Here is a 26908-nt window from a genome sequence, read left to right as displayed (position 1 = left end):
CCGAGTCAGAACGCGGGTTGGGCGGGGAGGCCGGGCTTCGGGTCGGGGGCGGGCTCCCCCGCGTCGGGGACTTCGATGCCGCGCAGCGATGCGCCCGCGGTTTCGCGCAGGTGGTTCCAGGCGAGCAGACCGATCAGGGACGCGCCGACCATGTAGATGGCGGGGAACAGCGCCCAGCCGGTCGCCTCGATGACGGCCTCGTTGATCAGCGGGGCGGTGCCGCCGAAGATCGCGGTGGAGACGTTGTAGGCCAGCGCGAAACCCGCGTACCGCACATGGGTCGGGAAGATGGCGGGGAACGTGGAACTGATGGTGGACAACTGCGGCACGTACAACAGTCCGAGCACGATGAAGCCGAGGATCGCCCAGGCCGTGCCCTGACCCATCAGCCAGTACAGCGGCACCGCGAGCACGCTCAGACCCGCCAGCGAGAACAGCCACATCGGGCGGCGGCCGACGTCGTCGGACAGTCGGCCGAACAACGGCAGCACCAGCATCATCACCACCTGACCGAGCAGCATCATCGCGGTGGTGGCCGACTCGCCCATGCCGATGGTTTTCTGCAGATAGGTGGGCTGATAGGTCAGCAGCGTGTAGTTGACCACGTTGAGCGCGACCACGAGTCCGGCCAGCGTGAGGGTCTCGCGCCGGTAGGTGGTCAGCACCTCGCGCAGCCCGCCCGGCGGACGCTCGCGCTCGGCGACCTCGGTGAACACCGGACTCTCGTCCAGCTTGGCGCGCAGGTACCAGCCGGTCAGGCCGAGCGGGACGGCGATCAGGAACGGGATGCGCCAGCCCCAGTCGTGCATGGTGTCCGAACCGAGCGCGAGCTGGCAGGCCAGTACCGTCGCGGAGCCGCCGACGAAACCGGCCATCGTGCCGAATTCCAGGAAACTGCCCAGGAATCCGCGTTTGCGATCGGTCGCGCATTCGGCGAGATATGTTGCCGCGCCGCCGTATTCGCCGCCGGTGGAGAAGCCCTGCACCACACGCAGCAGGATGAGCAGGATCGGGGCCAGCACGCCGACGGACGCGTGGGTGGGCAGCAGGCCGATGGCGCCGGTGGCGGCGGCCATGAGCAGGATCGTGGTGGCCAGCACGGCTTTGCGGCCGATCCGGTCACCGAGCGGGCCCCACACCATGCCGCCGAGCGGCCGCAGGACGAACGAGATGGCGAAGCCGAGCATGGTGCCGAGCGTGCCGAGTTCCCCGGGGAAGAAGGCATCGGTCAGGTACGTCGCGGTGGCGGCGTAGACGCCGTAGTCGAACCATTCGGTCGCGTTGCCCATGGCGGAGGCCGCCACGGAACGCCGCAGCGGGAAATTCCTGGATGCTCGATCGGTCACGTGCACGTCCTCTCCAGTCCGTCACGGACCTCGGTTCGTTCCGCCTCCGATCTCGGCGACCGAAGGCGTGGCACGAAACAGACCGATACCCAGGATTCGGCGGCGGCAAACAGTCACGGAGCAGGAAGACCTCGCGCACGCCTGCTCTGACCTGCCACTCGACCGAGAATTGTGATGCCGGTCACATAGCCACCGCAGTCACGATTACCGCGTCCACGAGAGACGCGATGCGGGAAGTCCCTCGGTCACCTCCGCCCGAGCATGGCGGCGATACCGGCGGCGACCTCCCGCGCCAGCGCCCCGTCCACCGGGGCGTGCCGGCTCAGCAGCCGGTACCACATGGCCCCGAAGGCGAAATCCACCACCAGATCCAGCGGCACCGTCCCGGCGAACTCGCCACTGTCCACACCGCGCGCCAGCAGGGCGCGCAACGCGGCACGACGCGGGCCGATCACCGTGCTCTGCAACCGCTCCGACAGCGCGGGGTCACGTTGCGCGTCGGCCATCAGGCCGACCAGCGCCTGGCCGGTCAGCTTGCGCGTGAGTTCGTAGGTCACGGTGAGCAGGCCCTCGACCTCGGCGAGCACGTCGGTGGACTCGGCGCGCACGCGCAGCGCCGGATCCTGCGCGAGCCCGGCGAGCGCCTCCATGAGCACCGATGCCTTGTCCGGCCACCAGCGATACACCGTCTGCCTGCCCGCGCCCGCCGCGTCGGCGATCGCCTTGATGGTCAAGTCCTGATAGCCGTCCCGTTCACACAGTTCGAGCGCGGCGCGCAGGATCGCGCGCCTGGTCTCCTCGCTGCGCGGGCGGCCACGAGTTCCGGTCATGCCGCCACTTTACAAGACACCGTGACTCGTTTATATTTCGAGACACAGAGCTTCGAAAATCAGGAGGGTGTTGTGCGCAACCGAGTCGTCATCGTGGGCGGTACATCGGGCATCGGCCTGGCCGCGGCGCGCAGGCTCGCGTCCCACGGGCACGAGGTGATCATCGCGGGTCGCGACAAGGGCAGACTGGAGGCCGCGCTCGCCGGTCCGGGCGAGAACGTCACCGGCCGGACCGTCGACGCGCGTGACGAGGCGGACCTGACCCGGTTCTTCACCGAGATCGGGCCGATCGACCATGTGGTGGTGACCGTGACCGGCCCGTCGGGCACCACGCCGTTCCGCGAACTGACCCTCGGCCATGTGCGCGAGCACGTCGAGGGCAAACTGCTCGCGCACACGGCCGCGGTGCAGGCCGCGCTGCCGCACCTGTCGCAGGGCGGTTCGATCACCCTGGTGTCGGCGGCCTCTGCGGGCGGGTCGATGCCCGCGACCGCGGCGCTGGCGGCCGTGAATTCCGGTGTGGAGGCGATGGTTCCGGTGCTGGCCGTCGAGCTGGCGCCGCTGCGGGTGAACGCGGTGTCCCCGGGCGTGATCGACACCGACTGGTGGAACTTCCTGCCCGACGGCGCGCGTACCGAGGTCTTCGACTCGATCGCCTCGGCCACCCCGGTCGGTCGCGTCGGCACCGCCGACGACGTGGCCCACGCGATCGAATTCCTGGTGGACAATTCCTTCACCACCGGGATCGTGGTTCGCGTCGACGGCGGTGCGCGATTGGGAGCGCCGAAGTAAGCGTGCGGCCCTACAGTGGGGTCACGTACGCGCCCGCGATGCCGCCGTCCACCAGGAACTGGGACGCGGTGATGAACGAGGAGTCGTCGCTGGCGAGGAAGGCGACGGCGGCGGCGATCTCCTCCGGTTCGGCGAACCGGCCGAGCGGCACGTGCACCAGGCGGCGGGCGGCGCGCTCGGGGTCCTTGGCGAACAGCTCCCGCAGTAGCGGGGTGTTCACCGGACCCGGGCACAGCGCGTTCACCCGGATGCCGTCGCGGGCGAACTGCACGCCGAGTTCGCGGCTCATCGCCAGCACGCCGCCTTTGGAGGCGGTGTAGGAGATCTGCGAGGTCGCCGCGCCCATCACCGCGACGAAGGACGCGGTGTTGATCACCGAGCCCTTGCCCCGCTCGAGCATGTGCTCGATGGCGTACTTGCTGCACAGGTACACCGAGGTCAGGTTGACCTCCTGGACCCGCCGCCACGCGTCGAGGCCGGTGGTGCGGATCGAATCGTCCTCCGGCGGGGAGATGCCCGCGTTGTTGAACGCGATGTCCAGCCCGCCGTAGGTGTCCACCGCGGTCTGGAACATGGCCTTGACCTGGTCTTCGTCGGTGACGTCCACGTGCACGTACCGGCCGCCGACCTCTTTGGCCGCCGCCTCGCCGGTCCCGGCGTCGATGTCGGCGACCACCACCTTCGCCCCCTCCGCCGCGAAGCGACGGACCGTGGCCAGACCGATACCGCTCCCGCCGCCGGTGACGACGGCGACTCGATCCTGTAAGCGCTGCAACGTATCTCCTGTCGGATGTGCGGGTGTCACTACGTGGCGAGGAAGACGTTCTTGGTCTCGGTGAACGCGAGCGCGGCGTCCGGCCCGAGTTCGCGCCCGAGCCCGGATTGCTTGAAACCGCCGAACGGCGTCCAGTACCGCACAGACGAATGCGAGTTCACCGACAGGTTGCCCGCCTCCACCCCTCGGGCCACGCGCAGCGCCCGGCCGACGTCCCTGGTCCAGATGGAGCCGGACAGGCCGTAATTCGTGTCATTGGCGATGCGCAGCGCGTCGGCCTCGTCCTCGAACGGGACCACCGCCACCACGGGGCCGAACACCTCCTCGGTGAGCACCCGGTCGGTGGGCGCGGCGGGCAGCACCACGGTGGGCGGGTACCAGAAGCCGGGACCGTCCGGCGCGCTTCCGGTGAACGCCACCTTGGTCGACGGCTGCACGAACTCGGCCACCCGCTGCCGGTGCGCGGCCGAGATGAGCGGCCCCATCTCAGTGGATTCGTCGGACGGATCGCCGACGCGCACCCCCTGCACGGCAGGTTCCAGCAATTCCAGGAATCGGTCGAACACACTGCGCTGCACCAGAATCCGGGAACGGGCGCAGCAGTCCTGCCCGGCGTTGTCGAAGACGCCGTATGGCGCGGTCGCCGCCGCCTGTTCCAGGTCGGCGTCGGCGAACACGACGTTCGCGCTCTTGCCGCCGAGTTCCAGCGTCACCCGCTTCACCTGCCGGGCGCAGCCCGCCATGATCTGGGTGCCCACCTCGGTGGAGCCGGTGAACACCACTTTGCGCACGGCCGGGTGGGTGACGAAGCGCTGACCCACCACCGATCCCTTGCCGGGCAGCACCTGGAACACTCCCTCGGGCAGGCCAGCCTCGAGCGCGAGTTCGCCGAGCCGCAGGGCGGTCAGCGGCGTGAGTTCGGCGGGTTTGAGCACCACGGTGTTGCCCGCGGCGAGCGCGGGCGCGAAACCCCAGGCCGCGATCGGCATCGGGAAGTTCCACGGCACGATCACCCCGACCACGCCGAGTGGTTCGTGGAAGGTGATGTCCACTCCGCCCGCGACCGGGATCTGGCTGCCCAGCAACCGTTCCGGCATCCCGGCCGCGTAGTGCAGGACGTCGCGGACATTGCCCGCCTCCCAGCGCGCGTTGCCGATGGTGTGCCCGGCGTTGGCGACCTCGAGGCGGGCCAGGTTTTCCAGGTCCGCGTCCACCGCCTCGGCGAACCGGCGCAGCAACCTGGCCCGGTCGCCGGGCGCGACCTCGCGCCACGCGGCCGAGGCGCGCTGCGCCGCGGCGATGGCGGCATCGGTCTGCGCTTCGCCGACGAGCTCGACGGTCGTGACCACCTGTTCGGTCGCCGGGTTGAGCACCTGCCCTGTCGTCACGAGTCCCGCTCCCTTCGATAGGTGTCCGCCGCCTCGGTCAGCGCCAGGACCAGCCTGCGATCGGTGGCGTCGGCCTCCGGGTGCCACTGCACGCCGACCAGGAACGACCCGTCGGTGGCCTCGGCCGCCTCGATCGTGCCGTCGGCGGCGTACGCGCTGGCGGTCAGGCCCTCGGCGAGCCGATCGACGGCTTGGTGATGGTGACAGTGCACCTTCACCTCGGGACCGGCCAGCCGCGCGACCCGGCTGCCCGCGATGGTCAGCACCCTGGTGGCGGTGAACCCGCCCGCGACGCCGGAATGCTCGTCGTGGCCGACCACATCGGGCAGATGCGGGATCAACGTGCCGCCCAGCGCCACGTTCGCCAGTTGCAGCCCGCGGCAGACCGCGAGGATCGGCATGCCCGCGGCCCTGGCCAGCTCGAACAGACCGAACTCGGACTCGTCGCGGTCCGGCCTGGTGTAGCCGGGTATCCCGGCCGAAGGGCCGCCGTAGCGGGCGGGATCGATGTCCGCGCCGCCGGTCAGCAGCAACCCGTCCAGCCGCCGCACCAGCTCGGGCCGCGCGGCGCCCGCCGGCGGAAGCAGCACCGGGATGCCGCCCGCGGCGGCCACCATCTCGACGTAGGCGTGCGGCAGCACCGCGCACGGCAGGTCCCAGGCGTTGAAGCGGGCCCGCTCCACATACGTGGGCAGCCCGATCACGGGACGGGCTCCCGCGACCTCAGAGTCGTTCGAAACCACGGATACGCTCCCAGTCGGTGACCGCGGCGTCGTAGGCGTCCAGCTCTACCCGCGCCGCGTTGCGGTAATGCTCCACTACATCATCACCGAAGGCCGCGCGGGCCACCGCGCTGTCACCGAAGAGCTGGGCCGCTTCGCGCAGCGTGCGCGGCACCCGGGGGCGCTCGGAGTGGTAGGCGTTGCCCTTGAATTCCGGCTCCAGCGGCAGCCCTCGATCGATGCCGTGCAGCCCCGCCGCGATCAGCGCGGCCACGGCCAGATACGGGTTCACGTCGCCGCCGGGCACCCGGTTCTCCAAGCGCAGCGCGTGGTCCTCGCCGACCACGCGGATGGCGCAGGTGCGGTTGTCCCGGCCCCACGCGATCGCGGTCGGCGCGAAGCTGCCCACCGCGAATCGCTTGTAGGAGTTGATGTTCGGAGCCAGCAGGTAGGTGAACTCGCGCAGGCAGTCCAGCTGGCCCGCGATGAAGTGCCGCATCAGCGGCGACATGCCGTCCGCGCCGTCGCCGGCGAAGACCGCCTCGCCCGCCGCGCCGCGCAGGCTCAGATGGATGTGGCAGGAATTGCCCTCGCGCTCGTTGTATTTCGCCATGAAGGTGAGGCTGTGCCCTTCCTGCGCCGCGATCTCCTTCGCACCGGTCTTGTAGATGCTGTGGTTGTCGCAGGTGACCAGGGCTTCGTCGTACCGGAAGGCGATCTCGTGCTGGCCGGGGTTGCACTCGCCCTTGGCCGACTCGACATACATGCCCGCGCCGTCCATCTCCTTGCGGATGCGGCGCAGCAGCGGCTCGATCCGCCCGGTGCCCAGCAGCGAGTAGTCGACGTTGTACTGATTGGCCGGCGTCAGCCCGCGATACCCGGCGCTCCAGGCCGCCTCGTAGCTGTCGTCGAACACCAGGAACTCGAGTTCGGTCCCCACGAACGCGCGCAGGCCACGCTCACTCAGCCGGTCCAGCTGTCGGCGCAGCACCTGACGCGGGGAAGCCGCGACCGCCCGCCCTTCCGGCACCACGTGCTCCACATCGCAGAGCACCATGGCCGTGCCCGGCCACCACGGCACCGTCCGCAACGTGCGCAGATCCGGCCGCAGCACGACGTCGCCGTACCCGGTCTCCCAGGAGGAGAGGGCGTAACCGTCGACGGTCGTCATGTCCACGTCCACCGCGAGCAGGTAGCCGCACGCCTCGGTGGCGTGCTCGAGCACTTCGTCCAGGAAATATCGTGCCGCGCAGCGCTTCCCTTGCAGTCGTCCCTGCATGTCGGTCATCGCGACCAGCACCGTGTCGATCTCGCCCGTGTCGACCCGGTCCCGCAATTGCGCCACACTCAGCATCCCGCTACGCATCCACGACCCCTCTCGGCACCGACCGTGCTCACGCTAGAGCAAAACGGACACCTATGTGACGTGACACCGGAATCTCGCACCCGCCGCGCGGCGGCAGGTGATCAGAGGGATCAGGACAACGGATCGCGGAGAGCCGCGGTGACGACGGACAGGCGGCGCGGGCGAGGACGCGACGGCGCGGGCGGGCGCGGCGCGCGGATCGGCCGTCCGAGCCACATGCGCAGGAGCAGACCCGCGAAACCCAGGTGACCGCGCAACGCCGGACCGGCACAGGCGAGCGACCACTGGGTGCGCGTACCGGCCGGGGGCAGCTCGCGACCGGCGAAACGACCGGCGAGCCAATCCACCATCACCGGCAGCGCCAGGAATTGCAGCAGCAGATGGGTGCTGAGCCGGTCGCGCAGATAGCGCACGTGCGCGCCCGCCGCGACGTAGCGCGCGACGTGGCCGTCCACGTCGGCGACCGCGATCACCTCGTCGTGCACGCCTTGCAGCACGAGCACCGGCATGGCGGGCGCTCGGCCGCCGGGGTGGATGTCATCGAGGATCCGCCGCAGCCCGTCCTGCTGGAGCATGGCGGTCAGCCCCGCGTCGCTGTGCTTGTCGATGTCGCGGCGGGCGAAGCGATACAGCAGCGGGAACGTCGCGGTGGTCTCGGTCTCGGCGAGCCAGCCGAGATACCGCGCGTCCAGATGGGCGCGCAGCAGGCGGTCCAGTTCCGGATAGCCGCGGCGCAGCCCGGCGGTGAAGACCGCCGCGAACCCCGCGAAAAGCGTTCCGTTGAGCCGGACGAACGCGGCGGCCGGGTCCCCGACCGGCGACCCGGCGACCGCGCCGACGATATTGAGCTCCGGCGCGTATTCCGCGGCCATCTCCGCGGCCCAGGCCGTGGCCAATCCCCCGCCCGAGTAACCCCACAGCGCCACGGGTGTGTCCGGGTCCAGCCCCAGCGGCATGAAGGCGACAGCGGCGCGCACCCCGTCCAGCGCGCGGTATCCCGGCTCCCTGGCCACGCCGAATCTGCCCGCGGTTCCACCGTGGTCCGGCACCGACACCGCCCAGCCGCGCGCCAGTGCGCTGGCGATCAGCGGCAGCTCGAGCTGGGGAATCGACCCCGCCGCCCGCGCCCCGCGTCGCAGCGAATAGGAGGGAAGACATTTCGAGGCCACCGCGTCGATCGCGCACTGGAACGAGACCAGCGGGCGCGGCTCGGCCGGATCCGCGTCCCACGGCAACAACACGGTGGTCACCGCGACCTCGGGAGTTCCGTGCAGATCACACGTCCGATACAGCAGCTGCCAGGCCGAGATGCGCTGGGGCACAATGCCGAAGAAGCCGATCCGCACCGCCCGCGTGCGCACGATCGCGCCGCGGCGCAAGCGCCCGACCGCGGGCGGTGGAACATAGAACGGATCGTCTTCGGGCAGTACCGGCCGAGCCGAGAACGCCGCCGGATGAGGCGGCACCGGGCCGCCATCCCTTTCGAGTCGCACACTCATCCGGTTCTTCCTTTCCGACGGCACAGCCGTGATCGCGGGCATCCGAACCCGTATCCACCCAATCAAGGTCGTGGCCGGAAAAGAATTGTCCCGAGTGCCAATCAAACGCTCGCGGATTCTCGCGTCGATGCAGTGACAGCGGATCACAAGCTGCCGCTGCCGCCGATCATCCACGGATTGAACGTGCATTCCAGCGACGGCTGGGCGACCGGGTCGAGCGCGTGCAGCACGATCGACGCCGCCCGTGGGGAATACATCATCGTCAGGTGGTCGGACATATCCTGCTCGCACCCGTCTTGCAGCGTGACATTGTCCACCGTCGCGTCCGGACCCGCTCGCAGGAACGTCCATTGATAGGGGTTGGTCACCTCGTCGTGCCGGGAGCCGATCGCCGTGTAGGCGACGCCGGGCACCGTGTCACCCTGCGCGTTCAGGGCGGCGTAGAACGGTGAGCCGACCGCCTGCTGGATATTCGCGAGCCCGACCAGCGGCTCGTAGAAACCGAGGATGTCGACGCCCAGATTGTTGATGATCCGGCCCAGGGTGGCGATGCCCATCAGCGACGTGCCGTGATGCGTCGCGCCCAGGCTCACCAGCTTGCCGACTTTGCCTTGCCCGCCTTCGAATTTCAGATAGTGGTCGGCGACCGTGCCGCCTTGCGAGTGGCCGACGATGTCGACGGCCTGCGCACCGGTCGTGGCCAGCACCCGGTCGACGAAATCGCGCAACTGCGCCGCCGAGTCCTCCATCCGGCCCACCCCGAAGCGACCGGGAAGGATCGGGCCGAGACCGCCGCCCTCCAGGATGCCGGAGCGCCCGAAATTGAAGGCGAACACGCAGAATCCGGCGCGGGCCAGGCGCGGGGACAAGTAGGAGAAGGTGTCGTAGGCGTTGAGCCAGGTGCCGTGCAGCAGCACCACCGGACGCGGGTGTTCGGCGGCGGGAGTGCAGTTCCAGCGGTTGGCCCCGGGCGGGGCGGCGTCGGGGTGGGTCAGGCCATAGGCGAACGCCGCCAGGTACGCCGACATCTCCGGGCCTTCGCCGAAGGCGTCGGACGCGACGCTGGTCGGCCAGCCCGATGAGCTGCCGGTGTCCACGATCGCGCGCGGCTGTCTGCCGTCCGGAGCGGGTGTCAGGCCCGCGCTGATGTAATCGGCGAGCGCCTGCTGTGTCGGTTCTATCTCTTGCTGCGCGTGCGCCGCTCCGCCCCCGAGCGCGGCCGCCATGGTCACGCCCGCGATCACCGCGGCTCCGAGAATCGCCTTTCGAGCGTTGTGCATCATTGCCAACATTCAGTTCACTTCCATTCGCACCGAACGAATGCGGCCCAGCGGTGCGGAGGGCACCGCGACAAATGTCTGCCACGCCACATTTCGGAACGAATGTGATCGGGACCATGATCGCGAGCCGCTTTCCGAATGTAGGGCGCGTGCCGCAGCGGTGTCACTGCACCTGGAGGAGAACATTTCATCCGGAATGTTGGCGTGCGAGCCAAAAATCGAGCGACCGCGACCGCGACCTTGCCGCCGGTTTCTGTGGTCGGAAACAATCGGCCCATGTCCGTCGTGTTGTCCCCGGTGACCGGAGACGCTCCGCTCGTCGCCCGGTTGCTCACCCGCTGGCCGCAGATCGCCGAGCGCATGCTCGCCGCGGGCCTCGGCACCACTCCGCCCGCCGCCGACCTGCCCGAGGGGCATTTCACCGCGGAGGTGCTTCCGGCGATCTACGCGTGCGGCCGCGCCGTGCTCCAAGCGATCGGCGAACAGCGCAGTTTCACCAAGACCGAGGTCGCGACGTTCGTCGCCCCGGTGGCCGAGCGGCACGCCGAGGACCGGTTTCCGCTGCCCGTGCTGATCGAGGCCATCCACGGTTCCGCGCAGTCGGTGCTCCAGGAGGCGGCCGCGCTGGCCTCCCGCGAGGAACTCGATGATCTCGTGCTGATCGGCAGCAGGCTGCTCGACCTGCTCATGCAGATCAACATCACGGTCGTGGAGACCTACACCGAGGTCGAGCAGTCCATCTACAACGCCGAGCGGGAGGCGCGCCGGGCGCTGTGCTCGGCGCTGCTGCACGGGTTGCCCGCGGCGGAACTGGCGGCGCGGGCGGACACCGCCCTGGCCGAGCGCTACACGGTGCTCGCCATCCACATCCGGCCCGACGACCAGCCGAGCAAGGTCGCCACGCTCGTCGGGCGCCGCCGCATCCGCCTGCTGCACCGCGCCCTCGACGCCCTCGCGGGCACCACGACGCTGGCCACCTTCGACGGCTGGAGCGGAATCGCGTTGCTGCCCAGCGGTTCCGACGCCGAGCCCGACGGCGCGCGCCATGCCGGACTCGCCGCGGAACTGACCGAGAACTTCGGGATCCCGGTGTTCGTCGCCGCCTATCCCGCCGTGCCCATGGACGCCATCGCGCGGACCGCGAAGGAAGCCACCGATCTCGCCGAACTCGCGCGCCTGCTCGGCCGCCCCCCAGGCGTCTACCAGCTCGACGACCTGCTGTTGGAGTACCAGCTCACCAGGCCCGGCACCGCCCGCACGCGGCTGGCCGAGCGCATCGCCCCGATCCTGGACAGCCCGCACCTGCTGGAAGCCCTCGACGCGCACCTGCGCCACGGCTCCGACCGCAAGGCCGCGGCCGCCGAGATCCACGTGCACCCCAACACGTTCAGCTATCGGCTGCGCCGCATCGCCGAACTCACCGGCGTCGATCCCGCCGACCCGCACGACTCCCGGTTGCTGGCGGCCGCGCTGACGATTCAGCGCCTGTATCCCGGCAGGGCGCCCGCCGAGGTCAAGCCCTAGACGTGGAAACCGGCTCGCACCGTGCCCGGTTGCTGGCTACCGTCCGACGCAGGGGAGACCAGCACGACTCGATCGACGCGGGCGGCTATCTGCTCACCGGTCGATCGCTGAGCGAATACCGCGCGATGTTCTCCCTCGGCGACGACGACTTGCGCGGCGACATCCTGGACTGTCCCGGCGGCGCGGCGAGTTTAGCGGCGGAGGCGGCCGAGCTCGGTGCGCGCGTGGGTTGGATTTCGGCTTCCATCCGGCGGCGCTGCGGGAACTGGCGCGGCTGAGCCGTGGCGAGGTCAGGGTCTCCCCGCTCGTGGACCACGCGGGCGGGACGCTCGACGACCTGCTGGATCGACTCAGGGAGCCACTCGACCGCGACGGCGTTCGATCGGACCTCGCCGACGTCGATTTCGAGTTCCAGCGGGGTGCGAGTGCGATGCTGCGCTCGACTCCCGTCCGACCCGTACTTCGCACCCGTCGCGACACGCCCCGGCATGGCCCTCAGCGGTGAATCTGTGTTAACTTAACTGCGAATGGCAGTTAACTTATCTGATCGGAGATGGCCCATGAGGTCCGCCGTCGTCGTCGATGTCGTCCGCACACCGTCCGGTAAGGGCAAGGCAGGCGGCGGCCTGTCGGACGTGCATCCGGCCACCCTGCTCGCGGGCGTGCTCGCCGAACTCGTCGCCCGCAACGACCTCGATCCCGCCGTGGTGGACGACGTCGTCGGCGGATGCGTCACCCAGAGCGGGGAGCAGGCGTTCAACATCAGCAGGACCGCCGCGCTGGCCGCCGGATTCCCGGAGTCGGTGCCGGCCACCACGGTGGACCGGCAGTGCGGGTCGAGCCAGCAGGCCGCGCACTTCGCGGCGCAGGGCGTCATCGCGGGCGCCTACGACGTCGCGATCGCCTGCGGCGTCGAATCGATGAGCCGCGCGCCGATGTTCTCCAACGGCCAGGGCAAGGACGCCAACCGCGGGCCGCTGGCCCACCGCTACCCGGACGGCCTCATCCAGCAGGGCATCGCGGCCGAGGTGATCGCCGCCCGGTGGAAGTTCGATCGCGCCGCGCTCGACGAGTTCGCGGCCCGCTCGCATCGGCTCGCCGCCGAGACCGCGGCGCGCGGCGGTTTCGACAACGAACTGGTCGCGGCGGGCACGCTGACGGCCGACGAGACGATCCGGCCCGCCACCACCGGCGAAAGCCTGGCGAAGCTGCGGCCCGCCTTCGTCGACGACCAGTACACCGCGCGCTTCCCCGAGATCGAGTGGTCGATCACACCGGGCAACTCCTCCCCGCTGACCGACGGCGCCTCGGCCGCGCTGATCATGAGCGAGGAGGCGGCGGCGAAACTGGGCCTGCGGCCGCGCGCCCGGTTCCACTCCTTCTCCGTGGTGGGCGACGATCCCCTGCTCATGCTCACGGCCGTGATCCCGGCCACCCGCAAGGTGCTCGATCGCGCCGGGCTGAGCATCGACGACATCGATGCCTACGAGGTGAACGAGGCGTTCGCGCCCGTGCCGCTGGTCTGGCAGCACGAACTGAACGCCGATCCGGACAAGCTGAACCCGCGCGGCGGCGCGATCGCCCTCGGTCACCCGCTCGGCGCCTCCGGCACCCGCATCCTGGCGACGCTGGTCAACCACTTGGAGCAGACCGGAGGCCGCTACGGCCTGCAGACGATGTGCGAGGCGGGCGGCCTGGCCAACGCGACGATCATCGAACGCCTCGGATGAGCGTCCGCACCGCACTGATCACCGGAGGCTCGCGCGGCATCGGCGCCGAGGTGGCACGCCGCCTCGCCGGTGAGGGTTATCACCTGACCCTCGCCGCGCGCACGCTCGACACGCTCGAGCAGACCGCGGCGCGCCTGCGCGCGGAAACCGGGGCCGAAGTGCACCCGGTGGTCGCGCAGATGAACGACCTCGATCAGGTGCGCGCCTTGGTCCAGGCGCACGAGGAACGGTTCGGCGGCATGAACGCGCTGGTGCTGAGCGCGGGCACCGGCACGGCGGGCGCCGTGGCCGATCTGCCCGCCAAGGCGTACGAGCGCATGCTGGACGTGAATTTCCGCGCGCCGCTGACGCTGATCCAGGCCGCGCTGCCGTTGCTGCGCAAGAGCGCGGACGAGGATCGGGAGCGCGGCGCGAAGATCGTCGCGCTCGCTTCGATCACCGGCGTCGCGGGCGAGGCCGGCCTCGCGGCCTACGGGGCGACGAAGGCGGCGCTCATTTCGCTGTGCGAGACGGTGTCGCTGGAGGAGTCCGCGAACGGCGTCAGCGCGACGGCGGTGTCCCCCGGCTACGTCGACACCGACATGACCGCGTGGAAGCGTGATGTCCTCGACCGGTCGGCCATGCTCACCACCGGTGACATCGCCGAGATGGTCTTGGCGATCACCCGGCTGTCCCGGAACGCGGTGGTGCCGAACATCGTGCTGTCGCGCTCCGGTGACCAACTGTGGCGAGCCTGAGCACCGTTACCTGACAGCGACCGGTACGAGCCGCGGAAGAGCGAGACGAATCCGGGTCGGTGAATCCGAATTCGAATTGCTGATCGAATCGCGAATTATTAGCGAGATTCCGCAGATAATCGCCGATCGCGCCGAAGGGTATTATCGGAAAAAACAATCCGGCGCCTACCGCGCATTCGCGGTAGGCGCCGGTGGCGCATCAGAGGTAAGCGCCGCACACGGGCCAGGCGCCCGGCCCCTGGGTCGCGAGGACGTTCTCGGCGACGCGGATCTGCTCTTCCCGGCTGGCGTTGGCCGGGCTGCCGCTGCCGCCGTTGGCCTCCCAGGTGCTCTGGGTGAACTGCAGGCCGCCCGAGAAGCCGTTACCGGTGTTGGTGGACCAGTTGCCACTGCTCTCGCACTGCGCGACGGCGTCCCAGTTGTGGGCCGAAGCGGTCGCGGTGGACAGGCCGAACGGCACGGCGACGAAGGCGCCGATGGCCGCGGTGAAGCCGAGAACACGAGTGGTGAATTTACGGTTTTGCGACATGAGATTTCCCGCCTGCGCCCACCGGCTCGGCGAATTCGCCGCGCCCCTGTCCCCAGGAATGTCGTGGACACTCGAACCGCGGGACAGGGTTTCCGGCGTTCTGCGATTCGAGCTCGATCTCGGTGTTGCCCCGAGCCGTCACCGACGTTAGCGGAGATGTCGCGGCAGATCACGTTCGAATAACGCCCAGTGAGGTTTGACCCCTGGTCGAGACTCTGGGCCATCCACGCAGGTCGTTCGCGAGAAATCGCGCGATATGGATCGGCTGTTACAGCGTCGTTATGTGATCGAGATCACCGCGATATGGTGAAGCAGATCGCATTTTCGCAGGTCCACGACTTGCAGTAGTAGGCGCAACGACGCTCGCGCGGGCGCCGCGAAGGCAGCAGCTACCGAGCCGTTATCTTTCCGAAGCCGCGGAAATGCACCCGTGACGCCAAGGCCCGGCACCCGTCCCGCGACCGCTCCGTGACCTCGGAGCGAGCCCTGCGACCTGGCGGAAATGAGTCCTCCGCGTCGATCTCACCGCAGGATGCGGCAGACCGGCGCCGGAAGCGCGCTCGCGATCCGCTCCGGCGCCGGCGCGGGCTACTTGCCGTGCGCCCGCAACTGGTAGAGCCCTTCGGTCTCCGCCACGATCACGCCGTCGGTGTCGGTGACCACGGCCCGCAGCGTGAAGTCGGATTTGCCGTTCGCCGCCGCCTCGGCGGTGATGCGCGCGATCTCGTCCTCGGTCAGTGTCGCCTCCGCGCGCACATCCGTCTTGGCCGGCTTGCGGAAGAAGATGTGCAGGTCCTTCACCAGCGGATAGAACGCCGAGTTGTCGAAGGTGGCGACCGCGATCGCGCCGCCGAGGATCTCGGCCACGGTGAACAGCACCCCGGCGTACATCACGCCGAAGTGGTTGCCGTTGCCCTCGGCGGGCACCGAGGTCGCCGCGTGACCACGCCGCACCTCCACCGCCTGCACGCCCATCTTGTGCGCGATCGGGATGGTGAATTCCAACGCACCGTTGACGATGTCCTTGAACGGAGGAGTCTCGACGTCGCTCATCGCAATCGTCCCTTCACGCCTGAGGTGGCTGGCACCTCGTTGTCTCTGCCACGGCCACCTCGGTGGACGTCACCGAAGCGTAGGCCCTCTGGCGCGCGGCCCGACAGGGTGTTGGCGCTTCGCCAACACCGTCGGCCGCGCGATCACAGACTGCGGGCGATGATCTCTTTCATGATCTCGTTGGTGCCGCCGTAGATCTTCTGGACGCGGCTGTCGGTCCACATCCGCGAAATCGGGTATTCGGTCATGTAGCCGTAGCCGCCGTGCAGTTGGAGGCACTCGTCGGCCACCGCCATCGCGCGATCGGTGGTCCACCACTTGGCCATGGCGACGGTCGGGATGTCCAGTTCCCCGCGCAGATGCCGCATGATGCAGTCGTCGAGGAACACCCGGGCCACCCGGGTCTCCGTGGCCGCCTCGGCGAGGGTGAACTTGGTGTTCTGGAAGGCGAACAGCGGCTTGCCGAAGGCGTGGCGCTCCTTGGTGTAGCGCAGCGTCACCTCGAGCGCGGCCTCCATCCCGGCGACCGATCCGACGGCGATGATCAGCCGCTCCTGCGGAAGCTGCTGCATCAGCTGGACGAAACCCTGCCCCTCCTGCGTGCCGAGCAGGTTCGAGACCGGAACCCGGACGTCTTCGAAGAACAGTTCGGAGGTGTCCTGGCCCTTCTGGCCCACCTTGTCCAGCACCCGGCCGCGCCGGAAGCCGGGCCGGTCGGCCTCGACCAGGATCAGCGAGATGCCGCTGGCGCCTTCGCTGGTGTCGGTCTTGGCGACCACGATGATGAGATCGGCTTGGCTGCCGTTGGTGATGAAGGTCTTGGAGCCGTTCACCACGTACTCGTCACCGTCGCGGATGGCCTTGGTCTTGACGTTCTGCAGGTCCGACCCCGTGCCGGGCTCGGTCATGGCGATCGCGCCGACGACCTCGCCGCTGGCCATCTTGGGCAGCCACTGCCGCTTCTGCTCTTCGGTGCCGTAGTGCAGCAGGTAGTGCGCGACGATGCCGCTGTGCAGGGTGGCGCCCCAGGACGTGTCGAACGCCTTGGCCTGCTCCTCGATCAGCACGGCCTCGTGCGCGAAGGTGCCGCCGCCACCGCCGTACTCCTCGGGGATCGACGCGCACAGCAGGCCGAGCGCGCCCGCCTTGTTCCAGAAGTCACGGTCGACGTGGTGCTGCTCGATGAACTTGTCGATGTTCGGCGTCAGCTCCTTCGCGAAGAACGAGCGGGCGAGCTCGCGCAGGGCGTCCAGGTCGTCGTCGAGCCAGGCGGACCGGTAGGTCGTCATCGGGGTTCCTTGCGAAAGTCTGATACCGACAGTTACGGGTACAGTGTGTACCAATGAGCTGCCGGGTACAAGGTGTACCACTCGATTCTCCTGCCGATACGCTGAGCGCCGTGGCACGACAACCTTGGGTGGACACCGCGCAAGCGCGGCGTGCCACGCGCGATCGCCCCGGCCGCGACGAGCGGCGCCGGGCCATCGTGCAAGCCGCGATCGCGGCGATCGAGGAGGACGGGCCGCACGCGCTGACCGGAAAGATCGCCGACCGCGCCGGACTGGCCCGCACGCACGTCTACCGGCATTTCGCCAGCAAAGAGGAACTGGACCTGGCCGTCGCCCGGCACGCGCACGGCGATCTGACCGAGCGGATTCGCGCGCGACTGGCGGTGGACGGCACACCCATGGACATCATTCGCGCGCCGCTGGCCCAGCACGTGCGCTGGGCCGCCGAGCATCCGAATCTGTATCGCTTCCTGGTCGGACGCGACTATCGGCGCGGCCGCAACGAACCGCGCGTCGGCGGGAGCGCGTTCGCCGCCGAGATCTCCGCGGCGGCGACCCGCTACCTGCCGGAATTCGGGGGCGACCCGCTGGCCGCGGACCGGGTGGTGGTGGCGCTGCTCGGCTTGGTGGACGCCTCGGTGCGCTGGTGGCTGGAACACCACGACACCACCGAGGCCGCCCTCGTCGACCGCCTGACCACCGAGTGCTGGCTGCTCATCGACAACCGGCTGCGCGAGCTGGGCATCGCGATCGACCCGCGAAAACCGCTGGCGGGCAACTGAATCGATAGCCGCGCCGGGTCAACGCGCGGCAGGGACCACTTCGCGGGTGATGGCGTGCACGAAGTCGGGCAGATCGCCGGGGTTGCGCGAAGTGAGCAGGGTCCATCCGCCCTCGGCGGAGCGCACCGCCGCTTCGTCGACCCAGTCGCCACCCGCGTTGACGATGTCGGTGCGCAGCGAGAAATACGAGGTCAGCGTCTTGCCGCGGACCAGTTCGGCGTTCACGAGCAGCCACGGGCCGTGGCAGATCGCCGCGATCGGCTTGCCCGCCCCCGCGAACTCCTTCGCCAGCTCGATCGCCCGGTCGGTGACCCGCAGCTTGTCCGCGTTCACCGTGCCGCCGGGCACGACCAGCACGTCGTAATCGTCCACGGAGACCTCGTGCAACGACGCGTCCGGCTGCACGGCGGTGTCCTTCTCGGTGTCGTGCAGGTACGTCTGCACCTCTTCTCGCTTCGGCGCGGCGTGGGTGACCCGCGCGCCGCGCTCGCGCAGTTCGTCGCGCGGCACCAGCAGTTCGTCCCGCTCCACTCCCGTGTTCGAGGTGATGATCAGCACCCGCGTCCCATTGAGCTGATCGGTCATGAGTGCTCTCCTTCCGTCGGGATGGTTCCTGTTTCCGGCATGCCGCGCGCGGGCCGGGCTAAACCTCGCCGGAGGCGTCGTCCGGCGGCAACAGCGTGCTGGACAGATGTTCCTGCGCCAGCCTGCGCAACGCCGCGAGCAGCGTGTCGCCCAGAATCGTTCCGACGATGGCGGTTTCGGTCATCCGCTCCAGGCCGGGTTCGTCGCGCACCAGGGCGATGTCGGTGACGGCGATGGCTTCGCTGGCGCTCGCGTAGTCGTCCAGCGCGGCCACCACCTCGTCGTGGCCGAGCAGGCGCAGCGCGGCACAGACGTCGACGAGGGTGCCGAGGGCCGGGCTGTCGTCCTCGATCCGCCAGCCGCGCCGGTCCAGCAGTGCCGCGACGTCATCGGCGGCGGCCGCCCGTCGTTCGTCTCCGACCGGCGAGCGCCGCCCGCCCAGCGCGTACTGCACGTGGCCGAGGGCGTCGCGCGCGGACAGGCTGCCGCTGTCGAGCGCGGCGAGCAGTTCCTTCGCCGCTTCGATGGACACGCCGCCGATATCCACCAGTGCCCGGATCAGCCGCAGCCTGCCGACGTGGGCGTCGCTGTATTCGGCCTGATTGCGATGGGTCCGCACACCGGAAGGCAGGAGCCCCTCGCGCACGTAGTACTTGATCGTCGCGGCGGGAACGCCGCTGGCGCGGCTGAGTTCGGCGATCCGCATCGGACTCCTCGGGTTCGGTCGGCTGCTTGACAACGGATAGTACAGCTATCCATAATTGCTACTGATAGTGCAACTATCGATACCTTCAGTCTCGAAAGGTCGACTTGTCGTGACCGCCCTTTTCCAGCGCTTCCCCGCCCTCTCCTGGCATCGGCCGCTGATGCTGTTCGCCGTCGCCATGGCGCTCCTGGTCGGCTGGTCGATCGGGGGCATGCTCATCGACGACCGCACCATCACCGGCTTACCGATATGGGCGAAGTCCGCGAAGTTCGCCCTTTCCGTGCTGGTCTACGCCGTCACCTGGGCGTGGTTGCTCGCCCAGCTCACCCGGTGGCGGCGGGTCGCGTGGTGGGCGGGGACGGTGGCGGCACTGGGCTTGGCGGTGGAACTCGTCGTCATCACCACCCAGATCCTGCGGGGCACCACCAGCCACTTCAATTTCACGACGCCGCTGAACGCGGCGCTGTGGGACCTCATGGGGTCGTCCATCGTGGTGGTCTGGCTCGCCACCATGGTCGTGTCGGCCGCATTGTTCGCTCATCCGGCGGCCGACCCCGCCCGCGCCGCGGCGATCCGTTACGGTGCCGCGCTCTCCCTCGCGGGCGCCGCGCTCGGCATGCTGATGGTGGCGCCGACGGCCGAACAGCGGGCGGCGGGCAACTCGATCCGCGGCGCCCACACCGTCGGGCTTCCCGACGGTGGTCCCGGGTTGCCCTTCCTCGGATGGAGCACGGTCGCCGGCGATCTGCGCGTCCCGCATTTCCTCGGCATGCATGCACTGCAAGTGATTCCACTGCTTCTGCTCGCTCTCGAGCACGGGTCGCGGCGATTCCCGGTCCTGCGCGCGCCGGGCACCAGGCGAACGCTCGTCGTGATCGCCGCGGCGACCTACGCCGCGCTGCTCGCGGTGCTGACCTGGCAGGCGCTGCGCGGACAGTCGGTGGTCCGTCCCGACGTGACCACCCTCGCGGCGTTCGCCGCGGTCGTCCTCGCCGCCACAGCGGCCACGGCCGTCGCGGTCCGGCCGAAAGACGCTGCCGTACGGCGATTCCCGATCGGAGCGGGCCGATGACGGAACTGTTCTTCGATATCACCTTCTGGTTCGCGGCGCCGTTCTGGGCGCTGATGATCCTGGCGCCGAAGTGGCGGCGGACCGGGGCGATCGTCGCCTCGCCGCTCGTCTGCCTGCCGCCGCTGATCGTCTACGCGGCACTGGTCGTGCCCGAGTTCGCCACACTCGCCCCGGCGCTGGCCGACCCGGAACTGTCCGGCCTGCGCGCGGTGCTGGGTTCGAGCGCCGGCGCCGCGGCGGCCTGGGCGCATTTCGTGGCCTTCGACCTGTTCCTCGGCCGCTGGATCTTCCTCGACAGCCGCACCCGCCGTCTCCCATCGCTGCTGATCAGCCCGCTGCTGGCGCTCACCATCCTGTTCGCGCCGCTCGGCGCCCTGCTCTACCTGCTCATCCGGCTCACCACCACCCCGGCGCCCGGCCGGCCTGTCCCCACGGAGGCGTGATGGAAACCCTCGTCGTTCTGCTGACCACCCTGCTCGCGCTGCGCACGGCGGGCGCTTTCGGCGTACTCCGGTTCGGCGCCTGGCCCACCTGCGCCGCCTACGCTCTCGGCGTGATGCTCATCATGACCGGCACGACGCATTTTCTCCCGGACGCGTTCACGGAATCCCCCGTGCCCACTCATGCCGATCTGCTCCCGATGGTGCCGCCGTTCGTCCCCTTCCCCGGCGCGATGGTCTACCTGACCGGCGTCCTGGAACTGCTGGGCGCGGCGGGTCTCTTCCTCGCACGCACCCGCCGAACAGCGGGGCTCGGGCTCGCCGCACTGTTCGTCGTCATGCTGCCCGCCAATGTCCACGCGGCTGTCTCCGGCATTCCGTTCAACGGCGCACCCGCGACGCCGCTGTGGGCGCGCATCCCGGAACAGGTGCTCTACATCGGGGTCGCCCTGTGGGCAGCCGGGATACTGCGATCCTGGCGGCGCGGGTCTGGAAGCCTGCGGGCGACCGCGGCGAACCGCACGGCCGCCTGATGTTCCTCCGAAAGTCGCCGCGCCCAAGGCTTTCGATGGGGACAACCGTGAATCCTCCGCAGTCGCAGGCGTACTGGCGTCGGAGGCGGGTACACCGGAATAGTGAGTGCTTCTAGGTATTCGGGCGCGCTCGTCAGCGCGCTCGCGACCGCTGTCGCGGCGTCCTTCCTTTCCCTCGCCCCTGCCGGAGCCGAGCCCGCACGGGAGCACGTGGTCGGGCAAGTTCCGCTCGGCGGCTCGGTTTCCCAGATCGATGTCTATTCGCCGTCCATGGATCGGGTGGTCACCAATCGGGTGATCCGCGCGGCGGGTGGCGGTCCCGCGCCCACGCTGTACCTGCTCACCGGCATCGGCGGTGGAGTCGACGGAATCTCGTGGTGGGACGACACCGACGTGCGGGAGTTCTTCGCCGACAAGCACGTCAACGTGGTGATGCCGGTCGGCGGCGCCTACAGCATGTACACCGACTGGCTCGCCGACGATCCGGCGGTCGGGCGCAACCGCTGGCAGACCTATCTCACGCGGGAGCTTCCCGCGACGCTCGACGCCGAACTCGGCACGACCGGGCGCAACGCGATCGCGGGAGTGTCGATGAGCGCCGGATCCGCCGTCGACCTCGCGATCCAGGCGCCCGACGTGTACGACGCGGTGGCGGCCTACAGCGGATGCCCGTGGGCCGCCGACGCCGTGGGCGCGGCGATGGTGAGCGCGCAGGTCATCCGAGGCGGCGGCAATCCGGCGAATATGTGGGGCGCTCCGGGCGAAGTGATCTGGCGTGCGCACGACGCTTTCGCCAACGCGGCCGCTCTGGCCGGGAAGACGATCTACTTGTCGGCCGCCTCCGGCACTCCCGGCGCGATCGATCGCGGCCTGCCCTTTCCGCCCATCGAGGCGATAGCCAGCTCCTGCACGGCGGCCTTCGCCGATCGTCTCGACGAACTCGGGCTGCCCGCGATCCATGTGAACCGCGCGGAAGGCTCGCACACCTGGGGTCAGTTCGAGACCGACCTCCACGATTCGTGGCCCCACCTGGCGCGCGCCCTCGGCGCGTGAGGACGCGGGCCGCCCTGCCCCCGGCGTGACCGCTTCGAGTCTGCCTGCGACTACGCGGTTCTCACAGACCCTCGTCGACGGGATAGCGGGCGGCGAGCCCCGACCGGTCGCCGAGCCCGAAATTCATCACGAGGTCGTCGGCGACCTGCACCAGCGCGTCGCGGCCCTCGACCGCCGCCGCCCACTCGATCGGCAGTCCGGAGACGCCGTGGACCGCCCCGATCAGATTCCCCGCCACCGCGCCCGTGGAATCGGAATCCCCGGAGTGGTTCACCGCGAGCAGCAGTGCCGCGCGGGCATCGCCGGTCCTGACCGCGTGCAAAGCGCAGTACACCGCGATGGCCAGGCATTCTTCGGCGACCCACCCTTCCCCCACCAGCTCGACCTGCTCGGCGGAGACGGGATGCTCGGACAATTCCACGGCCCGGGTCAGCGCCGCAACCGTCTCCGCGCTCGAAGGAACGGCGGCGAGCTGGGCGATCGTGTCCCGCAACGCGATCGGCAGCTCGATCCCGCTCACGACCCGGTCGACCAATGCCGCGAACGCCCCTGCGGCGAGATACCCCGTCGGATGCCCATGGGTCAGCTGCGCCGCCCGCGCGGCGGTGGTGAACGCGAGATCGGCCCCCATTCCGCACAATCCGAAGGGCGCCGACCGCATGACAGTGCCGCATCCCTTCGAATGCGGATTCACCGGTCCGCTCCCGCCGAGCGCGACCGGTGCGAGATATCCCCGTGACTGCTGCCCGAGACCGGACATGCACGCGTTCCCTGGCGCCCGCACCGCGTACAGGAACGGCAGGCTCGCCAGCCACCCGTCCACGTGGGGTGCGGGCTCCTCCTGCCGCTGCGTCTGCAACCAGCGCAGATACGCTCGGCGCAACGCGGGCACCGGGTCCGCGCCGGGGGCGGAACGCAACAGCCCCTCCGCGGTGAACAGGGTCATCTGGGTGTCGTCGGTGACCTGCTGCGGCGCGTCCTCGGCGTGCTGAGGCAGGAAGCCCGTCACGCCTTCGTCGCCGTACCGCTGCCGGATCTGCTCAAGCCGCAGGAATTCGATCGGCCAGCCGAGCGCGTCACCCACCGCCCCACCCAGCAGAGAACCCCGGACCCGATCGAAGACCGCCATGTAATCCGCCACGGCACACCATCATCGCGCACGGCGCGCCCACCCTGGTCATCGCACTCGGATATCCCTGCCGCCGGTGTGGCGACACAATCGCCGCGTCCGCGGCCGGCCACGAGCGCACGAGGTGAGCCGGGCGCGAAACTAGCGGTGCAAGTATCCGGGCGTGTGCCTGCGACAATGCCAGAACCGAAAGGAGACCCATGGCACGCCCCCGCCGACCGCTGCTGACCCGCGACCGCATCATCGACACCGCCCTCGCCCTGGTCGACGCCGAGGGCCTGGCCGCTGTCTCGACGCGGCGGCTGGCCACCGAGCTGGGCGTGCAGGGTCCGTCGCTGTACAACCACGTCCGCACCAAGGACGACCTCATCGACGCGGTGGTCGACGCCGTGCTCGGCGAGGTCGACGTCTCGATGTTCGAGGGATTGTCGGCCGAGCATCCCGACTGGCGCTCGTCGTTGCGTGAGTGGGCCCGCTCCTACCGCGCCGCCATGGCGGCGCATCCGCACATCGTGCCCGCCTTGGCGAGCGGTCCCGGTCACCGGCCCAACGCCTTGCGCATGGCCGACGCGGTCTTCGGCGGCCTCGTCGCCGCGGGCTGGCCGCGCCGGGAGGCCACCACGGTCGGCACCACCATGCGCTATTTCCTCACCGGAGCGTCGCTGGGATCGTTCGCCGGAGGCTTCCCCTCCGACGCCGCGGTCTACGCCGACGCCTATCCGCATCTGAACGAGGCACACCTGCTGGCCGAGCGGCAGCAGCGGATCGATCGAGACGCTTTCGAAGTCGGCCTGGAATGCCTGTTGGACGGGCTGGAGAGCCGTTACCGGCTACTGCTCGGCGGCGCGTAGCTCGATCCCGCCACCCCTCGTGTGGCACAGAACCCTTCGACCCCCGGTTACGGCAGCGGCAACGGCAGCGACGCCGGGAACACCACCGGCAGGGCGGTCAGCGCTCGATGGAACGGGCCGGGACGCCAGGTCAGCTCCTCGACCTGGACCGCGAGCCGCAGCTCGGGCAGCGCGTCGAGCAGTTGATCGATGGCGTCCTGGGCGATCAGGTACGCCAGCGAATTCGCCGGGCACGCGTGCGGGCCGCCGCCGAACGCCAGATGGGCGCGGTTGCCCGAGTACCGTTCGGCGCGGATCGCGGGATCGGTGTTGCAGGCGGCGATGCTGATCACGACCGGTTGGTGGGCGGGCAACCAGACATCGTCGATCAGGATGGGCTGCTTCGGGAAACTGAAGCAGAAGTTCGCCATCGGGGGATCGTTGAACAGCACCTCGTCCAGCGCGTCCCGGCTCGACAGGCTGCCGCCGAGCACGCTGCCGCCGAACCGCTCGTCGGTGAGGATGAGCAAGAGCGTGTTGACTATCAGATTCAGCTGCGGCTCGATCCCCGCGCCGTAGAGCGTCCCCAGCTGGTGCACGACTTCGGTGTCGCTCAGCCCGGTCGGGTGCCGGAGTATCCGTGTCGTGATGTCGTCACCTGGCTCGGCCCGTTTCAACACCGTCAGCTCACCCAGCGAGCCGATGAGCATCTTGTTCCCCTGCTCCGCGTCGACGCCCTCGAAGATCGCGGCCATACCGCTCGCGGCGCGCTGCGCGATCTCGGCCGGACACCCCAGCATGGCGTTCAGCACCGCGAAGGCGAGCGGAAAAGCGTACTGGCGCACGATATCCGCCGACCCGTCCGCGCAGAACGAGTTGATCAGCGGTGTCGCCAGCTGCGCGACGGTGTCGTGCAGGCCGTACAGATCGACCTTGGCCAGACCCGCGACATTGGCTTGCCGATAACGGGCATGCTCGGCTCCGGCGTTGCGCAACGCGTTCGGCCGCCACTGCATCATCGGCAGCACCGGACAGTCGGCGGCGATGTCCTGCTCCCAGGCGCGGGGGTCGGCCGGAAAGTGGTCGGGATCGTTCAAGATCCGCACGGCGGTGTGATACCCCAGCACCAAGGTGGCCGGCACGCCCGGCGCCAGTTCCACCGGCGCCAGCGATCCGTACCGCTCCCGCATCGCGCGATAGGCACCGTGCGGGTCCGCGGCGAATTCGTCGGCGAACAAAGGGATTCGGGGGCCGTCGGTGTCGATCGGCGAACCGTGCGGTGCGCGGCTGTGCGCGGAGGACGTGGGCATCGTCATCGGAGAAGCTCCAGGCGGTTCGAACAACAGAATCCGTGAGCCTAAGCAGCTCGAAGGGCGTCCGCACCGGAAACGGCTCGAGATGACCGGCCGCTATGGGTTGCTATAGAATTGCCCCGTTATTTCGACGCGTTGACCTGATCGAAGGCGAATCGCACCCGCTGTGTCGAGTGCGCCGGTCGAGCGCAGGGACACGGCGGCTGTGCGCGAACTGCAACCCGAGGACGGCACGCCATGACAGACGTCGACTTTTGCGTAATCGGCGGGGGATTCGCCGGATTGACGGCCGCGCTGCGGCTGAAACAGATGGGTCGATCGGTGGCGCTGCTCGAGGCCAGGGACCGGCTCGGCGGGCGCACCTTCACCCAGGTGCGCGACGACGGGTGCTGGATCGATCGCGGCGGCGCCTGGATCGGGCCGGGTCAGGACCGCGTGCAAGCGCTGATGACCGAGTTCGGCGTCTCGAGCTACAAGCAGTACACCGGCGGCGAGGCCATGATGGTGGTCGACGGCAAGCAGCACCGCTACACCGGAACGATCCCGTGGACGATGAGCCCGTGGGCGGCGATGAACCTCGGCGCCGTCTTCCTCGAGCTGGGACACATGTGCAAGTCGGTGCCGCTGGAAGCGCCGTGGGCGGCGAAGAAGGCCGACAAATGGGATCAGGTCAGCCTGGCGCACTGGCTGGAAGCCAACGTCCTGTCCAAGCCCGCGCACGATCTGCTCGAGACCGCCGTCGCCGGTTGCTACACCTCGGCGGCTTCGGAAGTCTCCTTGCTGTTCGTCCTGTATCAGATGGCTTCCGGCGGCGGGCCGGGCTTCGTCCTCGGGGTCAAGGACGCGGCGCAGGATGCGCGGCCGATCGGGGGCATGGGCGCGATCTACCGGCCGATGGCCGCCGAACTCGGCGACGCGATCCACCTTTCGCAGCCGGTCCGCTGCATCCACCAGGACGATTCGGGAGTGACGGTGCGCGCGTCGGACCTGAGGGTGCGGGCGCGCCGGGCGATCGTGACCGTGCCCCTCGCGGTCGCCGGCCAGATCTCGTACAAACCGATGCTGCCCGCCGACCGCATGTTCCTGCATCAGCGCATGCCGAGCGGTTCGATCATCAAGGTCTCCGTCGTGTACGACGAGCCGTTCTGGCGCGACGACGGCTTGTCGGGGCAGTCCGCCGCGCCGGGCTCCCCCGCGACGATCACCATCGACGCGTGCACGGACACCGGGCGGCCCGGTGTCCTGTGCGTCATCATCGAGGGACCGCTCGCGCGGCAGATCGCCCGGCTCGACGAGACGGAACGCAGGCGCGCGATCCTCGACGCCCTCGTCGAGCGATTCGGCCGGAAGGCAGGCGCACCGGTCGACTACATCGAGCAGGATTGGAGTGCGGAGCGTTATTCCGGCGGCGGGATGCTCAGTCACGCGCCCACCGGCGTGCTCACGCAATTCGGCCATGCCCTGCGTGAGCCGTGCGGCCGTATCCACTGGGCGGGCACCGAGAGTTCCGCGGTCATGTGCGGCTGGATCGACGGGGCCATCCGCTCCGGCGAACGCGCGGCCAGCGAAGTGCTCGAGCACGAGACCGCGGCGGTGGTCTGACCG

27 protein-coding genes are annotated in these 26908 nt (G+C 69.4%); 12 read left to right on the top strand and 15 right to left on the bottom strand.

Going from position 1 to position 26908, the window contains the following annotated elements; translation table 11 throughout:
* Positions 1-5 precede the first annotated feature (5 nt).
* Positions 6-1289 (bottom strand): MFS transporter, encoded by a 1284-nt coding sequence (locus U3653_RS11055; protein ID WP_195078904.1) that lies wholly within the window; start codon positions 1287-1289, stop codon positions 6-8.
* A gap of 302 nt (positions 1290-1591) precedes the next feature.
* Positions 1592-2176 carry a TetR/AcrR family transcriptional regulator gene (locus U3653_RS11050; protein ID WP_195078531.1) on the bottom strand — a complete coding sequence of 195 codons (585 nt, stop codon included), beginning with the start codon at positions 2174-2176 and terminating at the stop codon, positions 1592-1594.
* A gap of 72 nt (positions 2177-2248) precedes the next feature.
* On the opposite strand from U3653_RS11050, the gene U3653_RS11045 reads away from it, so the two are divergent.
* The gene (locus tag U3653_RS11045; protein ID WP_195078530.1) at positions 2249-2968 is read left to right on the top strand and encodes an SDR family oxidoreductase; all 720 of its coding nucleotides are present in this window, start codon (positions 2249-2251) and stop codon (positions 2966-2968) included.
* Between the two features lie 10 nt (positions 2969-2978).
* On the opposite strand, the gene U3653_RS11040 is transcribed toward U3653_RS11045, so the two are convergent.
* From U3653_RS11040 to U3653_RS11015, 6 genes are all read right to left on the bottom strand, one after another.
* Positions 2979-3773, bottom strand: a complete 795-nt coding sequence (locus U3653_RS11040) for a 3-oxoacyl-ACP reductase (protein ID WP_396944924.1) — start codon at positions 3771-3773, stop codon at positions 2979-2981.
* On the bottom strand, positions 3773-5131 hold the full coding sequence (locus U3653_RS11035) for an aldehyde dehydrogenase family protein (RefSeq protein ID WP_195078529.1): 1359 nt from the start codon (positions 5129-5131) through the stop codon (positions 3773-3775). Before U3653_RS11035 ends, U3653_RS11040 begins: the two co-directional genes overlap by 1 nt.
* Positions 5128-5874 carry a gamma-glutamyl-gamma-aminobutyrate hydrolase family protein gene (locus U3653_RS11030; RefSeq protein ID WP_195078528.1) on the bottom strand — a complete coding sequence of 249 codons (747 nt, stop codon included), beginning with the start codon at positions 5872-5874 and terminating at the stop codon, positions 5128-5130. Before U3653_RS11030 ends, U3653_RS11035 begins: the two co-directional genes overlap by 4 nt.
* Complete coding sequence (locus U3653_RS11025) at positions 5855-7219, bottom strand: glutamine synthetase family protein (protein WP_323124184.1); 1365 nt, start codon at positions 7217-7219, stop codon at positions 5855-5857. The genes U3653_RS11030 and U3653_RS11025 overlap by 20 nt, the downstream gene beginning before the upstream one ends.
* A 110-nt stretch (positions 7220-7329) precedes the next feature.
* Complete coding sequence (locus U3653_RS11020) at positions 7330-8718, bottom strand: lipase family protein (protein WP_195078527.1); 1389 nt, start codon at positions 8716-8718, stop codon at positions 7330-7332.
* Between the two features lie 143 nt (positions 8719-8861).
* Positions 8862-10001, bottom strand: coding sequence for an esterase/lipase family protein (locus U3653_RS11015; protein ID WP_195078902.1), 1140 nt, complete (start codon positions 9999-10001; stop codon positions 8862-8864).
* Between the two features lie 273 nt (positions 10002-10274).
* On the opposite strand from U3653_RS11015, the gene U3653_RS11010 reads away from it, so the two are divergent.
* The 4 genes from U3653_RS11010 to U3653_RS10995 all read left to right on the top strand — a co-directional run bounded on the left by U3653_RS11010 (position 10275) and on the right by U3653_RS10995 (position 13989).
* Positions 10275-11522: a PucR family transcriptional regulator gene (locus U3653_RS11010; protein ID WP_195078526.1), complete on the top strand. Its 1248-nt coding sequence runs from the start codon at positions 10275-10277 to the stop codon at positions 11520-11522.
* 29 nt (positions 11523-11551) lie between these two features.
* Entirely contained in the window at positions 11552-11800 is a 249-nt protein-coding gene (locus U3653_RS11005) for a hypothetical protein (RefSeq protein WP_323124183.1), read from the top strand.
* A gap of 282 nt (positions 11801-12082) precedes the next feature.
* A complete protein-coding gene (locus U3653_RS11000; protein WP_195078525.1) occupies positions 12083-13252 on the top strand; it encodes a thiolase family protein in 1170 nt (389 codons plus the stop codon).
* Entirely contained in the window at positions 13249-13989 is a 741-nt protein-coding gene (locus U3653_RS10995; protein ID WP_195078524.1) for an SDR family NAD(P)-dependent oxidoreductase, read from the top strand. Before U3653_RS11000 ends, U3653_RS10995 begins: the two co-directional genes overlap by 4 nt.
* A 199-nt stretch (positions 13990-14188) precedes the next feature.
* Here the strand turns inward: U3653_RS10995 and U3653_RS10990 are convergent, their stop codons facing one another.
* The 3 genes from U3653_RS10990 to U3653_RS10980 all read right to left on the bottom strand — a co-directional run bounded on the left by U3653_RS10990 (position 14189) and on the right by U3653_RS10980 (position 16860).
* The gene (locus U3653_RS10990; RefSeq protein ID WP_195078523.1) at positions 14189-14518 is read right to left on the bottom strand and encodes a transglycosylase family protein; all 330 of its coding nucleotides are present in this window, start codon (positions 14516-14518) and stop codon (positions 14189-14191) included.
* 588 nt (positions 14519-15106) lie between these two features.
* Positions 15107-15571 (bottom strand): PaaI family thioesterase, encoded by a 465-nt coding sequence (locus U3653_RS10985; RefSeq protein ID WP_195078522.1) that lies wholly within the window; start codon positions 15569-15571, stop codon positions 15107-15109.
* Between the two features lie 143 nt (positions 15572-15714).
* Positions 15715-16860, bottom strand: a complete 1146-nt coding sequence (locus U3653_RS10980) for an acyl-CoA dehydrogenase family protein (RefSeq protein ID WP_195078521.1) — start codon at positions 16858-16860, stop codon at positions 15715-15717.
* A 110-nt stretch (positions 16861-16970) separates the two neighbouring features.
* Here U3653_RS10980 and U3653_RS10975 point away from each other — a divergent pair, with 110 nt between their 5' ends.
* The gene (locus tag U3653_RS10975) at positions 16971-17642 is read left to right on the top strand and encodes a TetR/AcrR family transcriptional regulator (protein WP_195078520.1); all 672 of its coding nucleotides are present in this window, start codon (positions 16971-16973) and stop codon (positions 17640-17642) included.
* 18 nt (positions 17643-17660) lie between these two features.
* On the opposite strand, the gene U3653_RS10970 is transcribed toward U3653_RS10975, so the two are convergent.
* Together U3653_RS10970 and U3653_RS10965 are read right to left on the bottom strand one after the other, a co-directional pair.
* Positions 17661-18227, bottom strand: coding sequence for a type 1 glutamine amidotransferase domain-containing protein (locus tag U3653_RS10970; RefSeq protein ID WP_195078519.1), 567 nt, complete (start codon positions 18225-18227; stop codon positions 17661-17663).
* A gap of 58 nt (positions 18228-18285) precedes the next feature.
* Positions 18286-18933 (bottom strand): MerR family transcriptional regulator, encoded by a 648-nt coding sequence (locus U3653_RS10965; protein WP_195078518.1) that lies wholly within the window; start codon positions 18931-18933, stop codon positions 18286-18288.
* Positions 18934-19042: 109 nt separating this feature from the next.
* Here U3653_RS10965 and U3653_RS10960 point away from each other — a divergent pair, with 109 nt between their 5' ends.
* From U3653_RS10960 to U3653_RS10945, 4 genes are all read left to right on the top strand, one after another.
* Positions 19043-20005: a hypothetical protein gene (locus tag U3653_RS10960; RefSeq protein ID WP_323124182.1), complete on the top strand. Its 963-nt coding sequence runs from the start codon at positions 19043-19045 to the stop codon at positions 20003-20005.
* A complete protein-coding gene (locus tag U3653_RS10955) occupies positions 20002-20448 on the top strand; it encodes an ABA4-like family protein (protein WP_195078517.1) in 447 nt (148 codons plus the stop codon). The genes U3653_RS10960 and U3653_RS10955 overlap by 4 nt, the downstream gene beginning before the upstream one ends.
* Positions 20448-20978, top strand: coding sequence for a DoxX family protein (locus tag U3653_RS10950; protein WP_195078516.1), 531 nt, complete (start codon positions 20448-20450; stop codon positions 20976-20978). Before U3653_RS10955 ends, U3653_RS10950 begins: the two co-directional genes overlap by 1 nt.
* A 102-nt stretch (positions 20979-21080) precedes the next feature.
* Entirely contained in the window at positions 21081-22031 is a 951-nt protein-coding gene (locus tag U3653_RS10945) for an alpha/beta hydrolase (RefSeq protein WP_323124181.1), read from the top strand.
* A gap of 61 nt (positions 22032-22092) precedes the next feature.
* On the opposite strand, the gene U3653_RS10940 is transcribed toward U3653_RS10945, so the two are convergent.
* Positions 22093-23172, bottom strand: a complete 1080-nt coding sequence (locus U3653_RS10940) for an ADP-ribosylglycohydrolase family protein (RefSeq protein WP_323124180.1) — start codon at positions 23170-23172, stop codon at positions 22093-22095.
* 188 nt (positions 23173-23360) lie between these two features.
* On the opposite strand from U3653_RS10940, the gene U3653_RS10935 reads away from it, so the two are divergent.
* On the top strand, positions 23361-24011 hold the full coding sequence (locus tag U3653_RS10935) for a TetR/AcrR family transcriptional regulator (protein WP_195078515.1): 651 nt from the start codon (positions 23361-23363) through the stop codon (positions 24009-24011).
* 47 nt (positions 24012-24058) lie between these two features.
* Here the strand turns inward: U3653_RS10935 and U3653_RS10930 are convergent, their stop codons facing one another.
* Positions 24059-25306, bottom strand: coding sequence for a cytochrome P450 (locus tag U3653_RS10930; protein WP_195078514.1), 1248 nt, complete (start codon positions 25304-25306; stop codon positions 24059-24061).
* Positions 25307-25540: 234 nt separating this feature from the next.
* Between U3653_RS10930 and U3653_RS10925 the strand changes: the two genes are divergently transcribed.
* Positions 25541-26905, top strand: a complete 1365-nt coding sequence (locus U3653_RS10925) for a flavin monoamine oxidase family protein (protein ID WP_195078513.1) — start codon at positions 25541-25543, stop codon at positions 26903-26905.
* The last annotated feature ends 3 nt before the right edge of the window (positions 26906-26908 follow it).

This window comes from Nocardia implantans, from assembly GCF_035544775.1.
Classification (GTDB): Bacteria; Actinomycetota; Actinomycetes; order Mycobacteriales; family Mycobacteriaceae; genus Nocardia; species Nocardia implantans.
This window is presented reverse-complemented; position numbering and strand designations above follow the sequence as displayed.